This is a genomic window from Corynebacterium evansiae (genome assembly GCF_027570065.1).
Classification (GTDB): Bacteria; Actinomycetota; Actinomycetes; order Mycobacteriales; family Mycobacteriaceae; genus Corynebacterium; species Corynebacterium evansiae.
Genome location: NZ_JAKMUT010000001.1, coordinates 311,029 through 325,130 on the forward strand (window position 1 = coordinate 311,029; position 14,102 = coordinate 325,130).

The window sequence follows — 14,102 nt, forward strand, 5'->3', positions numbered from 1 at the left end:
TGGGATGATGCTGAACACTGGGCCGGTAATTGACACAGGCGTAGCAGCCAAGAACAATCGTCCCCGTGACTCGTGAGCCTTTCGACCCGGATGACCCCCGCGCGCAACGTCGCGCGCGGGGAAACCTGGCTCGGAAGGAGCGCCTCCACCTAGCGGCGCCTCCACAGGTCAGCGATCAGGAAGCTGCGCGCTTCGGGGAGGAATCCTGGCGGGGGAGCCGGCGGCGTCATCAACAAAACCCCGAAAACCGCGCGAAGGGTGGCCGGCACCGCGCGGATCGCCGCAACAACCGCCGTGCCCCGGAGCGCCCCACTGGCAGCCGCCCCACGGAACAGCAATTCCGCCGCAGGCGCATCGCAGCAACCGTACTCGCGGTGTTTCTGCTGCTCTGCGCAGCCGGAATGGGCGTGGCCATTCAGAAAATCGCCCACGCCCCCCACGACGATCCGCAGGCGCACAACACAGTGAAGGAACCGGCGGATTTCGCCCCGACGGAAGCGGTGGCCATTCCGCCTGCAGGCCCCAACGTGCAGGTTTCCCCCGCGGTGGCGCGCATCCCGCAGCACTTCCACCCGATCCGCGAAGTGCCGAAGGCGGGACAGGACAAAACGCTCGAGCTCAAATCCGGCAAGCGCGACCGCCGGTACATCATTAACGTCCCGCGTGGCGCGCAGCGCTACGACAAGAAGCAACAGGAGGGCGCGAAGGACCAGAAACCCCTCCCGTTGATCTTCGCGTTCCACGGCTACCGCGAGCAGGCCACCCAGATGGCGCACTACACCGGCCTGGCGGGCAAAAATGCGATCGTGGTGTACCCACAGGGCATCGGCAACGCATGGGAGGGCGCCCCGTATGCGCAGGTGAAGGCTGGCGAGGACGTGCGCTTCGTCCGCGACATGCTGGACGCAGTGTCCTCCACCTACCAGGTGGATGCGAACCGGATCTACGCGACGGGAATGTCCAACGGCGGGGGCTTCGTAGGCAAGCTGGCCTGCGAGATGCCGGACGAGTTCGCAGCCTTCGCGGCCGTTTCCGCGGCCTACTACTCGGACACGTGGCGCGCCTGTGCGGAGAAGGGTGCGGACCCGAAGAAGCCAGAGGACGTCCGTTTCAAGCGCGGTGAAACCACCCCGTACCTGGATATTCACGGCCGAAAGGATCAGACGATCCAATACGGTGGCGGCGAACGATACAAGGACGAGTACCTGGGAGCTTTCGAGTTCTCGCAGCTATATGCGAGCCGCGCACATTGCGTGGGCGCGCCGATTGCCACCCGCGTGACGGATGCCGTGCAGCGCGTCCAGTGGCCTAACTGCGGCCAACACATGGAGGTCATGCATTTGGCCATCGGCGACGCCGGCCACACGTGGATGGGCGAGCGCACGGGCGAGGCCGGTGCGGGAGCGGTGGATCGTTCGCGCGAGCGCCGCTCCAATGCGGTGACCGCGTCGGGCGAAGTCGCCGCGTTCTTTGAAGCACATCACCGGTGACGCCAACCGCTGCGGTCGCGTACACGCAATGGGGGCAGCTTAGTGCGACCTTTAAGTGGAGAGATCTACGTCGTCGTACGCGATAACCGGATCGGTCAGCCAGGCGACAGCGCGGTGGCGTTCGACAAGGGTGGAGTGGTCCTGAGGCTGGAGGGTGCCAGGGCCGGTCTGGGAGGGACTATCGGACTGCAGCTCCACTGAAACCCAGCGCAGAGAGTAGATGTGCTCCGCAGCATCGCAGATCTCCGGAAGGCTGCGCAGCGGCAGTGCGGAGGCATCGCGCCCTTCTCTATCCACGGCGCGCAGTGCAGCCCGCAGGGCGGGAAGGTCCACGGGGGCGAACCCGAAGACGTCAATGTCGATCAGGCCGACAGCCCAGGCGAGGAACTCTGCAGCGGTGTAGGCCCAGGCCAGCTGGTACGCATCGTCCTGCAGCTCCTGGCTATAGGACGGTGTTCCCTGTGCTTCCTGCGCTCCCTGTGCCCCTTGCGCAGCCTCCGCATTGTCGAGGAAGGAGCGCTCAACCGGGGTGAGGTGGTCGAAGGCCCGTCGCGAGCCAGCGCGCAGTGCGTTGAAGTCCACGGGTTCGCCGTTTAGCACTGCCACGGCAACGGTCGCCACCACGGACAAGGTCACGGCCCGGTTGGAAACCTCCTCGGCGGGGCGCAGCAGCACCTCAGCTTCGCTGCGCACTGGCGGCAGTGTCGTCGCCACCTGGAAACCCTTCCGCCACAGGTCCCCGCGCACGCGGCGCATCCGCTCCACGGCACCCGGGTGCTGCGGCACGGAGTTTGCCTGTGCTCCACTGGACTGGGAACTGCCGATCTGTGCGGGGTCCAGTAGATCCGCGCCGCCTGCATTGCGCACAGTGCCGTCGGTCAGGAAGAAAACCGCGTTGGCCTCACGCGCCCAGTCGGCGAATTCGCCCAGGTGGGAGAAGTCAAAGTCGTCGTCGCGCTCGAACACATAGTGGCGCCGCACGCTGTGGATGTGCTGCATCACCGAGTGGATGTAGGAATTAAAGCTGCCGAAGCGCTCCTCACCCTGCGTGGCGACGTAACCCTCGAAGCCCGCCAGGTGTTCCAGCAGCTCACGGGTCTGCTGCTCCTCATCCTCGCTAGCGCCATTGGCCGTGGTCTTGAGGAACGGCCGGTCCGGCGAGTCGAAGCACAACTCGCGGGAAGCGATGGCGGGCTCGCCCGGTCCGCGGAAGGGCACGTCCGCACGGACGGTGGAGTAGGCGTTCACGTAAATGCTCATGTCTTCACAGCATAGAGTTTCTCCGCTCTACCCGCACCAGCCTGTACCTAAAGGAGAAACTGTTAGGTCAGCCGTTCGGGCTTCGCTAGAATACTGGATTCATGCGCCATACGACCGCCCCCTCGCTAGCCCCCAACGGCACTGCCATCGCCTACATCGTCCGCGATGGCGGGTATCCCTACGCCGTCCAGGCAGCGCTCACCGCGGACGGCGTGGGTAAGGAACGCCCCGTGCAGCTGCCCATCGAAGGCCCCGTCACGCGCGTGCTGCACTCCCCGGACGCACAGTGGATCGCCTGCGAAGTGTCCCCTAAGGGCTCGGAAAAGCTCGAGACCTTCACGGTATCCACGGACCCTGAGGTCGAAGGGGCGTCACCGCTAAGAAACACCTTTGACGCCCGCACGCACCTGGTCGAATGGGACCGCGACAAGCTGGCGATGGATGCCGTGGCGGCCGACGGCATGACGGAGGCGCGCCTGGTCGACCCGAATACGTCGCGCTACCAGGTGATGGACCGGCGCCTCGACGCGCTGCTCGTCGCCTCGGAGGCCGGGTATAGCCTCATGCGCGTCGGCCCGCGTGGCAACCGCGAACTGCTGCTGGTAAACCCCCAAGGCCGCTGGATGCCCCTGCTGCCGCCGGAGCCGGGAGCCACCACGGAAGACGGGCGGATCCTGCCGATCACGGACAGCCGCCTGGTGATCCTCGTGGTCACCGACCACGGTGCGGATCGTCGCCGACTCATGCGCCTGGTGGTGGACATCGAAAGTGAGCGCCCGGTGTGTGTGGAGCGTGAGGAGCTGATCAGTAACCCCGAGGCGGACGTTGATGAGTTCGCAATCAGCGAGGACCTGTCGACCGCCGCGGTGCTGTGGAACCAGGCGGGCATTTCCAATCTGGAGCTGCTGAGCCTTGGCGATGAACAGCGCGTGCAGGTCCGCCGCACCGTCGAGCTGCCGGGCATGGTCGCCGCGGGTCTGTCCATCACTGACGATGGCCAGCTGCTGGCGCTGACTGTCGAAGGGCCGAACCTGCCGCCGACGGTGGAGGTGCTGCGGCTGGAAGCCGGGCGTGTGGAGCCGCTGGACCCGGACCGCACCGACCGCCTGGACGAGCGCGCCCGGCAGGGTGACGTCCCGGAGCTGGTCTACTACACCGCCCGCGACGGCCTGGAGCTTTCCGGCTGGCTGTATCTGCCGGAGGATCCCGCGCCGGGGCATCCGGTGTATGTCCACCTGCACGGCGGCCCCGAGGGACAGTCCCGCCCTGTCCACCACGACGTACTTGCGGACATCGTCGCCGCTGGTTACACCGTATTTACCCCCAATATTCGCGGCAGTAAGGGCAACGGCCGCGCCTTCATCCACGCCGACGACCGTTACGGTCGCTTCGCCGCGATCGACGACGTTGCGGATACGGTTTCTTTTCTTTGTGACGCCGACTTGTGCACCGCCGGGCGGGTATTCCTGGGAGGCCGCAGTTACGGCGGGTTCCTGGCTGTGCTGGCGGCCGCGCGCTACCCGGACATGTTCCTAGGCGTGGTGGATGCGTGTGGCATGACGAGCTTCGAGACCTACTACGAGTCGACCGAGCCGTGGCTGGCGAGCGCGGCCTCCCCGAAGTACGGGTACCCGATGCACGATGCAGAGCTGCTATGGGAAATCTCCCCGCTGCACAAGGCGGAGCTGATCACCACCCCGGTGCTGTTTATCCACGGGGCTAACGACTCGAACGTGCCGCTGCAGGAATCCCAGCAGCTGCATGACGCGCTGGTGGAGCTGGGGCGCACCCCGCAGTTCCTGGAGGTGCCGGGGGAGGGCCACCAGTTTGTGAAGCCGAAGTCCCGGCAGCTGATCGGCGAGCGGATCCTGGAGTTCTTCGCGGAGCTGAGCTAGCTGGTAAGCGGGAGCCGCTGAGCTAGCGGAAGAGTGCTGTGGCGAACCTAGGCAGCGAAGCTTGGGGAAGCGTCCTATCGTGGAATTGTTGGCCTCCAAACGGCGACCTACAAAAACCACGCTAATTCGCGGAAAAGGAAGCCGCGAAGAAACTCTGTGAGGAGAGCGATTTTCCCATGGCACACCAGAAACGCCAGATCCCGAATCCTGTTGAGATTTTCGACCTGCTGAAGTTTAAGAAGCCCACCCTGGATTTCAAGGCCCGTCGTCTCAACGATGCGCAGACCATCTGGGATCTGCGCGCCATCGCTAAGCGCCGCACCCCGGCCGCTGCATTCGACTACACCGATGGCGCCGCAGACGAAGAAATCTCGATGAACCGTGCCCGCCAGGCCTTCCGCGACGTGGAGTTCCACCCGTCGATCCTGAACGACGTATCCAATGTGGACACCACCGCGGAGATTTTCGGCGGCAAGTCCTCCCTGCCGTTCGGCATCGCTCCGACTGGCTTTACCCGCCTGATGCAGACCGAAGGTGAGCTCGCGGGCGCGAGCGCTGCGGGGGCTGCGGGCATTCCGTTCTGCCTGTCCACCCTGGGCACCACCAGTATTGAGGATGTGCACAAGGCCAACCCGAATGGCCGCAACTGGTTCCAGCTGTACGTGATGAAGGAGCGCGAGATCTCCTACGGTCTGGTGGAACGCGCGGCCAAGGCCGGCTTCGATACCCTGCTGTTCACCGTGGATACGCCCGTCGCCGGTAACCGCCTGCGTGACGCCCGCAACGGTTTTTCCATCCCACCGGAGATCTCCCTGGGGACCGTGCTCAACGCCATCCCGCGCCCCTGGTGGTGGTGGGACTTCCTGACCACCCCGCCGCTGGAGTTCGCTTCCCTGACCAGCACCGGCGGTACCGTCGGTGAGCTGCTGGACTCCGCTATGGATCCCTCCATCAAGTTCGAGGATCTAAAGACCATCCGCGAGATGTGGCCCGGCAAGCTGGTCGTCAAGGGCGTGCAGAATCTGCCGGATTCCAAGAAGCTGGCCGACCTGGGCGTCGACGGCATCATCCTGTCCAACCACGGCGGCCGTCAGCTGGACCGAGCACCGGTGCCCTTCCAGCTGCTGCCGGAGGTCGCCCGCGAGGTCGGCAACGACGTGGACGTGGCTATGGATACCGGCATTATGAATGGCGCGGACATCGTCGCTGCGATTGCCAAGGGTGCGAAGTTCACCCTGATCGGTCGCGCTTACCTCTACGGCCTGATGGCTGGCGGCGAGGCCGGCGTGAACCGCGCCATCGAGATCCTGGCCAGCGAGGTGCGCCGCACCATGCGTCTGCTGCAGGTTTCCTCCCTGGACGAGCTGACCCCGGAGCACGTCACACAGCTCAACACCCTGAACCTAAACCAGGTGAACGGTGTGCCCGAGGACGAGCAGAACCTGTTCAGCTAGGCATGTTCAGCTAGTCGCTGAACTTCATGCCCGCGTCGCTGAGGCGGCGCACGTAGGGCATACCCAAGCCGGTGGCAGGAGTGAGTACTCCGCCGCCGGTTTCGCCTTGGTAGGTGGAGCCTGTCGGCAGTTCGGCGTCACAAAGAACAAGAGTGAGCGCAGCCTCGCTAAGCATCATGGACGTGCCCTTGTACCCCGGGTCGGCGTCCAGGCTGATGGTTTGGATGTAGGTGGCCCCGCTCGTACCTACTCCGAAATGAGTGGTGTGGAAGAATCCGGCATCGCGTTCGGCCTCGGAGGGGCCTTCGCCGGGCTCTGGCACCCAACGGGAGAGGAACGTGCGCAGTTTGTCCTGGTTCAACGCCGCCACCGCCGTGCCCAGAACCGCGCCCATGGTGAAGGCGCGCATGCGGCCCTTGAGCCCTTTGCCGGTGTACTGGTATTCGCTGTAGCGCAGCTTGTCGCCGTATTCGTAGCCGAGCAGCGCGTTCGAGCGGCGCACCACGCGCGTGTTGGAGCTCGCCATGATGAAGGGCCCCGCCCAGACGTCCTCGCTGTTGTCGCTAGCGCTAGAACCGCTGATGTCGCTTTCCCGCGCTACGCCGAAGTCCGGCTGTTTGCCCAGGTCCGGCTCGTTGGCGCGGTCAGGGGAGAGGGTGTACGGATCGGCCAGCATCCGCTTTTTCTCCGGGCTGCCCTTGGCAGCGGCGAATTGTTCGCGCATCGAGTCGACCGTGCCGCCGGATAGCCCACCCTTCATCTTCACGATCATGGTGGCGGACTTGAGAGTGTCTTTGTTTTCGGACGCCCTCTTCCCCAGCAGCAGCATTCCCAGGTCACTCGGAACGGAATCGAAGCCGCAGGCGTGGACGATGCGCGCCCCGCTGGCGGTGGCGCGGTCGTGGTAGGAATCAGCGGATTCACGCATGAAGAGCGCCTCTCCGGCAAGGTCGACGTAGTGCGTTCCGTGGGTGGCGCATTCGCGGACCAGGGGGAAGCCGTGGCGGTAGTAGGGACCGACGGTGGAGATGACCACGCGGGTATCGCGGACCATCTTCTCCAGGGAGCGATTGTCGCTGGAATCGGCAACGACTAGCGGGAAGTCCCTGGCCCGTGGGTGCTTTTCAGCGAGCTGCTCACGCAGGGCCTCCAGTTTGGTCTGGTTCCGGCCGGCAAGAGCGATGCGCACATCGGCTGGGGCGTTGGCGGCCAGGTACTCGGCGGTCAGTGCGCCGACGAAACCGGTGGCGCCCATTAGGGTGATGTCGAAGCTGCGGGAGGGGGAGTTGCTCATGGCTACATTTGTACCGGTTAGATTGGGTGAATGACGTCTGAAAACCAGTTTGCGGGTGTGAACCCACCACTGCACGTAGTGTTCGACCGCCCGGAGATTCCCCCGAACACGGGCAATGCGATCCGCATGTGTGCAGGTTCGGGAGCTTCGCTGCACCTGGCTGGGCCGCTGGCCTTTAAATTTGACGACAAGCATGTGCGCCGGGCGGGGCTGGATTATCACGAGCTGGCGGACGTGCATGTCCACGAGGGGATTGATGAGGCGCTGGCTCACGTGACTGATCGGGCTCGCGGCTCGGGGCGGGTATTCGCCTTTACCGCGCAGACGGGCACGTGGTTCACGGAGGTGGACTACCGGCCGGGTGACGCGCTGCTCTTTGGCCCGGAGCCGACTGGCCTGGCCGACGAGGTGTTGGCCGATCCACGGGTGACGGCGAAGGTGCGCATCCCGATGCTGCCGGGGCGGCGGTCCATGAACCTTTCGAACGCGGCGGCGGTGGCGGCCTACGAGGCGTGGCGTCAGTTGGGGTTCGCCGGCGGGGTTTAGAGCGGTGCCGGAAGGGCGCCAGTGCTGTCCGGTGAATTCGAAGTGAAGGTTCGAGTAAGAGTAGCCTAAATCAGCTTTCTACAAGTTGAGCAGCACCTGTGAAGACTGTATTCTTATCCACATTGGGTGTGAACTTGAAGGCTTAACCTTCATCTCGCCAAGAAGGAGTAGGTATCCGTTTTTAGGTAAACCTTAACAGGTGGGTCGAAGAACGGATCTAAGGCTGGAAAAGGATAATGGCTCGCGTATTAACCGGTGAAAACCTTAAGTTGGCCGAAGATCGCCAAGGGGCGGCGCTTAGTCGGGCATGTATTTGTCTTCTAACCGTTGCTGCCCTTCTGGGTGCACTCGTGACCATCGTGGGAGCCATTGGAGGAATTAATGTTCCTTCGGCGCAGGCGCAGACTCCAACGGGAAACTGTAAAGAAGAGAAACTGCTGGATACGCAGCTCTACACACCTCTTTCGGATGCGAGGAATGACGAAGATTTAAAGCAAGTTGCAAGTTCTACAAAGAGCAACGCCAAGAGGTTCCGCATTAACATCAAGAGTGGTACGCGGGGGGTGGATCTGCCGCTGACCCGGGTAGAAATTAGCACTACAAGGTCCTTTAATGTGGATCTAGGCGGGTTTTTTGTCACTAAGAAAGAGACCAGCAACGGGGTTGAATACAACTCGTCTACCACGCCACCGCCCGGAGGCGGTCGGATCGGCACGAACGGTAAGGCTGTGCAAACCACCGGTATTACGGTGCAAAGTCGTAATAGCGCAGGGAAGGTAAATTCCGTCTCTTTTGACCTTGAAGGTACAGGGACGGGATTCAATACTTGGCCAGGAAATACCCTACAGGTGTTGACGAATGCGCCGTCGACACAAGGTAACGATTACTCGGTCAAGGTTTATGGCATTGTGTCCGTGCCGTGTAAGTGTGAGGAGGCGAAAACCCGTAAACCTCCCCGAGAGCTCACCCAAGACGAACTCAATAAGGGCACGGCTGTTTACGTGTCGGCCACGCAGAATGGTAGCCAGGCGGGAAACACGAGCACACAGCTCAACCTGCAGATCGAGGGTAGCAGTACTTTTACCCCCATCGGCAAGCCCTCCAACTGGGTGTACAACGCGCTGTCCTACAACACAAAGGACAACTGGATCTACGCCATAAGCCAGAAGAACCACAATTCGAGCCTCCAGGAATGCCACCCCGCAGGTCATCTTCTGCAGATCGATCCGGTCACGGGTGAGGTGTACGACCTCGGGCTGGTCAAGAATGCTCAAGGGGCGACCCTTTTCCACAAGGCGACCAGCGGAAATCCAAACGACCTGGATCAAATCAACACCGGCACCTTTGACCTACGTGAATCGAACGAAGTGATGTGGGTGGGCAACACCTCAACATCCGGTACCCGACAACTGTATAAGATTCCCCTGCCAGCGGTAGGTGCGAAGGACCCACGTGGCGAGATTGCCCGTAATCAAAACAACGCGCCTTTCCAAGCTGGAGCTGAGGATCATGTTGTCCTCCCCAGTGCCCCACAGTACCTCTGGGGTCTGGTGAGTCCCGCCCGCATGCAGCAAGACGGGGCGAACCCAAGGACACACGTCATGTTTGAGCGCATCAACATGGATACAGGAGAACGGAAGACGTGGACTATCCTCGCGGATCAGCTTCAAGACCCGTCTGGTAATATAGCGATCCCGGAGAAGGTCTGGGGTAAAGCCTGGCTATACGGCAACGGCAACCTCGGCTTTGGTACCGGCGGAAGTACTGCCGATCAGGTGGGCATGCAGATTAGGGTTTTCGACCCAACCGGAGAGCATCCGAGCTTTCAGCTGGTCTCTCGGCTGTCGAAACTTCCTGCTTCCTACAACACCGATGCAACGAGTAACCCCGGGGTGCAGATCCCCTCGGATCTTAAGGCAAAGAAAACTACTTTGGAGCCAGGAGACCCCCGACTGGAACAGGTCTATGCTGCCGGCTTGCCCAGGGACAAGAAGTATTGGGCGCTGGAGGTTGAGAACATCGGAAAAGGTGCTTCGTCAGGTTTCACCTTGTACGACATTCTGCCGGCAACCTACGAAGGCCTTGTGGAATACGACCAGGTTATCTACGAAGGGTACGACGGTGGGAATGTCCACACTCAAGCTGCCACGACTAACCCCCAAACCGGCGAGATAACAAAAACCTACTTCTTTGGTCCCATGCCTGCCGGCGGTAAGGCGACCGTCATTATTGGCGCGACATTGAAGTCCGGTGCGGAATGTCGTCCGAATACGGCGTCTGTGATTAACCACGACAAAGACGAAGACCCGACGAACGACACTGCCTACGATTCCTGTCCAGGTGCATTGAGCAAGACTGCCATCGACACCAACGGTGACGGAAAGGTCGGCTTCGACGACATCGACTCCGATACGGATGGCCAAGGCAACGTTACGTACACTGCCGCCTATGACGTGACGGTTAAGAGCTTTGATGACCTTAACGAATACGTTTACCCGGTGCCCACCGATACCCCGAAACTGCCCAAGGGGGCGAAGCTCACCGGTGCGGAGGTGTACTTCACTGATGAATACACGTCCAAGGACGAGCAACCAGGAAGCACGCCTTCGTGCGTGGTAAAGCCCGACGTGCTGCAAACGGGAAGCTTCCGGCTAGGCAACTGTGACCGAGTACGTTCCGAGGACTCCCCAGAAATGTGGGAAAAGCGCACCATCGACGCAGTTGGACGGCAGACTACCAAGAATGGCGACGGCACTCATCGGTACCGAGTCAAACTGAAGTTCACCCTTGATAAGGCAGAATACGATAAAGCTCGAACTGAATCGGCCGGAGGCGGAGAAGGTGGCGTCACACCCGGTGACGGTGCGGGCACACCAGCGTGCAGTGCAGAGCGCGGCGGCTTCGCCAATAGCGTGAAGATGGGCGACCTCGAAGACGAGGGTTGCTATCCCGGACCCGATAAGACCCGCTTCTACCTGTGGAAGGTCGATTCGGACTCCGCAGGAAACGTCACGACTATCCCCGCGCGCGACGGCGACAAATACGGGGCGCAGTTCGCGATCTACGACCAAGACCCCACGGGACCGGCGGCGAACAAAATTGCCGACCTCAAGGTCACAGAGGATGGAAAGTACCTCTGGACTGAGCTGGACTACGGAACCTACCACTTGTTGGAGACGAAGTCGCCAGACGGCTATCAGCTCTTGCCTACCCCGGTGAAAATCAGCATCAAACGAGATGCCAACGGCAAGACGATCGTGGAGTCGGACCAGCAGAACGCACTGTTTGCTGCGTCTAAGCCGAGTGACCTGCCACAGGACTATCCAGATGGTGCATGGCTGCAGGTGGCCAATGTGCACCAAGGCGTGATGCCAAAGACCGGTGGCGACGGTGTGATGCTCCCCATTCTCGCGGGGCTTCTCATCGCAGCCACAGGAGCCATGGGCATACGCCGACGACTGAACTAACCCTGACGTGCACAACTTCTAAAGAGGAGAACAATGTTTCAACCCAGTACCCCAGGCCGGTGCCGAGATGGACCCGGGTGGGCACGATGACCTGAAGCCAAGAAACCACATTGCTCACACAAGGATCCGTTACGAAGGCGCGCAGTGTTCACCGCAAGTAGCTCGCCACGAGTATTGCCAACCATGTGCCCTCGACCACTCGGATCAACTTCCACTACTCATTCACTTGTAAGAAAGAAGGACTTTCATGTCTAACGCAACTGTCGGCAAGCGCGTAGGCGCGCTGTCCGCTGCATTCGCTATCGCACTGGCTGCCGGCACCGTCGGCGCCGAAGTAGTCTACGAGGCCCCGACCGCACAGGCGCAGGCCGTCAGCACCATCGACAACGACCAGCAACTTTCCCTTACCCTGCACAAGCGCATCGGCGCTGAGGGCGAGCAGGGCGACGGAACCGAGATTACGAACCCTTCTGGTGAACCAGCCAAGGGCGTCAAGTACAAGATTGAGCTGGTTCAGCCACTGAACAACAGCGGCGACTGGGCAAAGGCACGCGAGATTACCAACCCTTCCGAAGCTAAGGCCTGGACAGGCGTCGGTGCGTACTCCAAGGAAGGCGAAACCGGCGAAGATGGCACCCTGAAGTTCGAGGAATTGCCAAAGGGCCTCTACAAGGTCACCGAAACCGAAGTCCCGGCTAATTCGGGTCTGGTGCCCGGCGCACCGTTCCTGGTATATGTGCCGATGACCAACTCGGAGGGCAAGGGCTGGATCTATGACGTTCACGCGTACCCGAAGAACTCCAAGGTGACAATCACCAAGGAAGTTGAGGACCAGAACGCACAGGCAGGCCAGGACTACAAGTACACGATCACCACGGGTGTTCCGGCTGTTGCTAAGAATTCCACGCTGAGCAAGTACATCGTCAAGGATGAGCTTGATCCGAAACTGGACGCTAAAAAAGCTACTGTCGAAGTGAAGTACGGAGCGGCCGCTGACAGCGCTCAAGAACTGGTGGCGGATACCGACTACGAGTTGGTAAAGAACGGCCAGGAGATTAAGGTCGAATTCACCGAAACTGGCCGCAACAAGCTGAAGTCCACCGACCTCGTGTTCACCACCATCACGACCAAGACCAACGGCTTCATCCAGCACGTTCCCAACGACGCAACGCTGATCACCAATAACGGCTCTTCCGACCACGACACAGAGAAGACGTCGGATAAGGTTCACACCTACTGGGGCAAGGTCACCATCAACAAGACCGACGGCAACGATGAGAACAAGAAGCTGAAGGGTGCAGAGTTCCAGTTGGTGCAGTGTGTCGCCGAAGGTAACGGGGTCTGGAAGCAGAAGGAGGGCACCGAGCCGCTGAAGGTCCAGGGTAAGGATACGTGGACCACCAACGACAAGGGCACTGTCACCATCGAGGGCGTGCACGTTACCGACTTCGCCAACAACCAGGCCGACTCGGAGACCAACTACTGCTTGCAGGAGACCAAGGCACCTGAAGGCTACGTGGCCAACGATGCGCTTGAGCACTTCGAGCTGAAGAAGGGCGAGGTGGACGAAAACGGTGCGCCGACCGCCGACATCAAGTACACCGCCAACATCAAGAACTACACCGACGAAAACCACCTGCCGAACACCGGTGGCGCAGGCTTCTGGGCCATTGTTCTGGCTGGTTTGGCGATTATCGGTGGCGGTTTCTACGCAGCTCGCCGAAGCACCCAGCAGTAGGGGCTAGGCAGCTCGAACGGGAAAGCAACGGACATGACAAGCACAATTGGTAAGCATCGAAAGAGCGCACCGCGATCGCTCTTTCGTCGCACCTTCCTCCCCATCCTTTTAGTGGTGGTGGGGTTGCTTGTCATGCTTTATCCCGTTTACGCCACGCAGTGGAACAACCACCAGCAACAAAAGATCGCGGAAAAATACGAACAAGACTTGAAGGAAACGGATCCTCAAGTCCTTAGCCGAGCGGTAGAGGAAGCCCGCAGGTATAACACGACGCACAAGGACGGACCGATCCTGGATCCGTGGCTGGCTCGCGTCAGCGAGGATAACCCCGCATACGAAGAGTATCTTTCCCAGCTCTCTGGGCAGAGCGCCATGAGCCAGGTGGTTATCCCGTCCATCGAATCGCGCCTACCCGTTTACCACGGGACCTCCGACGAGGTTCTGCAAAAAGGTCTTGGGCACCTCTATGGATCCTCCTTACCTGTAGGTGGGAAGGGAACTCACGCGGTTATTACAGGCCATACAGGCCTGTCCAACGCCACACTGTGGGATGACCTCGTGGACGTGCGGAAGGGCGATGCGGTCTACGTGTCGACCTTCGGCGAGAAGATGAAGTACGAGGTGTACGACACAGAGGTTGTCTTGCCGGACGAGGTCGACAGCCTCAAAACCCGACCAGACGAGGACCTACTGACCCTCATCACTTGCACCCCCTACGGTGTGAATACCCACCGGCTCCTGGTGCACGCCCACCGCGTTCCAATGGATGAGGACGAAGGCAACGTGTTCGATGATCGCGGCAAGCTGATGCAGTGGTGGATGTGGCTACTGCTCGCCGCCGCAGTGTTGATCATCGCACTGATTACTTGGTGGTTCCTTCGCGAGCGGAAGAAGCAGAAAGCCAGACGATCCGAACAGGTAGTAGGCGAAGAAGAAATGGAAGAGGAATAAGCCGTGA

General features: G+C 61.1%; 9 protein-coding genes. 7 read left to right on the forward strand and 2 right to left on the reverse strand.

What is annotated here, in order from left to right; translation table 11 throughout:
• Window positions 1-65 precede the first annotated feature (65 nt).
• A complete protein-coding gene (locus L8V00_RS01400) occupies window positions 66-1,490 on the forward strand; it encodes a CE1 family esterase (RefSeq protein WP_269943999.1) in 1,425 nt (474 codons plus the stop codon).
• 51 nt (window positions 1,491-1,541) lie between these two features.
• Here the strand turns inward: L8V00_RS01400 and L8V00_RS01405 are convergent, their stop codons facing one another.
• Window positions 1,542-2,750, reverse strand: a complete 1,209-nt coding sequence (locus L8V00_RS01405; protein ID WP_269944000.1) for a DUF4272 domain-containing protein — start codon at window positions 2,748-2,750, stop codon at window positions 1,542-1,544.
• Window positions 2,751-2,851: 101 nt separating this feature from the next.
• On the opposite strand from L8V00_RS01405, the gene L8V00_RS01410 reads away from it, so the two are divergent.
• Together L8V00_RS01410 and L8V00_RS01415 are read left to right on the forward strand one after the other, a co-directional pair.
• A complete protein-coding gene (locus tag L8V00_RS01410) occupies window positions 2,852-4,645 on the forward strand; it encodes an alpha/beta hydrolase family protein (RefSeq protein ID WP_269944001.1) in 1,794 nt (597 codons plus the stop codon).
• A 176-nt stretch (window positions 4,646-4,821) separates the two neighbouring features.
• A complete protein-coding gene (locus L8V00_RS01415; RefSeq protein ID WP_049049782.1) occupies window positions 4,822-6,099 on the forward strand; it encodes an alpha-hydroxy acid oxidase in 1,278 nt (425 codons plus the stop codon).
• A gap of 10 nt (window positions 6,100-6,109) precedes the next feature.
• Here L8V00_RS01415 and L8V00_RS01420 read toward each other — a convergent pair whose 3' ends face one another.
• Window positions 6,110-7,393 carry a saccharopine dehydrogenase family protein gene (locus L8V00_RS01420; RefSeq protein ID WP_269944002.1) on the reverse strand — a complete coding sequence of 428 codons (1,284 nt, stop codon included), beginning with the start codon at window positions 7,391-7,393 and terminating at the stop codon, window positions 6,110-6,112.
• Window positions 7,394-7,423: 30 nt separating this feature from the next.
• Here L8V00_RS01420 and L8V00_RS01425 point away from each other — a divergent pair, with 30 nt between their 5' ends.
• The 4 genes from L8V00_RS01425 to L8V00_RS01440 all read left to right on the forward strand — a co-directional run bounded on the left by L8V00_RS01425 (window position 7,424) and on the right by L8V00_RS01440 (window position 14,095).
• Window positions 7,424-7,939: a tRNA (cytidine(34)-2'-O)-methyltransferase gene (locus tag L8V00_RS01425; protein ID WP_269944003.1), complete on the forward strand. Its 516-nt coding sequence runs from the start codon at window positions 7,424-7,426 to the stop codon at window positions 7,937-7,939.
• 236 nt (window positions 7,940-8,175) lie between these two features.
• On the forward strand, window positions 8,176-11,406 hold the full coding sequence (locus tag L8V00_RS01430) for a DUF6923 family protein (protein ID WP_269944004.1): 3,231 nt from the start codon (window positions 8,176-8,178) through the stop codon (window positions 11,404-11,406).
• 247 nt (window positions 11,407-11,653) lie between these two features.
• Window positions 11,654-13,144: a SpaH/EbpB family LPXTG-anchored major pilin gene (locus L8V00_RS01435; RefSeq protein ID WP_269944005.1), complete on the forward strand. Its 1,491-nt coding sequence runs from the start codon at window positions 11,654-11,656 to the stop codon at window positions 13,142-13,144.
• Window positions 13,145-13,177: 33 nt separating this feature from the next.
• Window positions 13,178-14,095: a class C sortase gene (locus L8V00_RS01440; protein WP_269944006.1), complete on the forward strand. Its 918-nt coding sequence runs from the start codon at window positions 13,178-13,180 to the stop codon at window positions 14,093-14,095.
• Window positions 14,096-14,102: the final 7 nt, after the last annotated feature.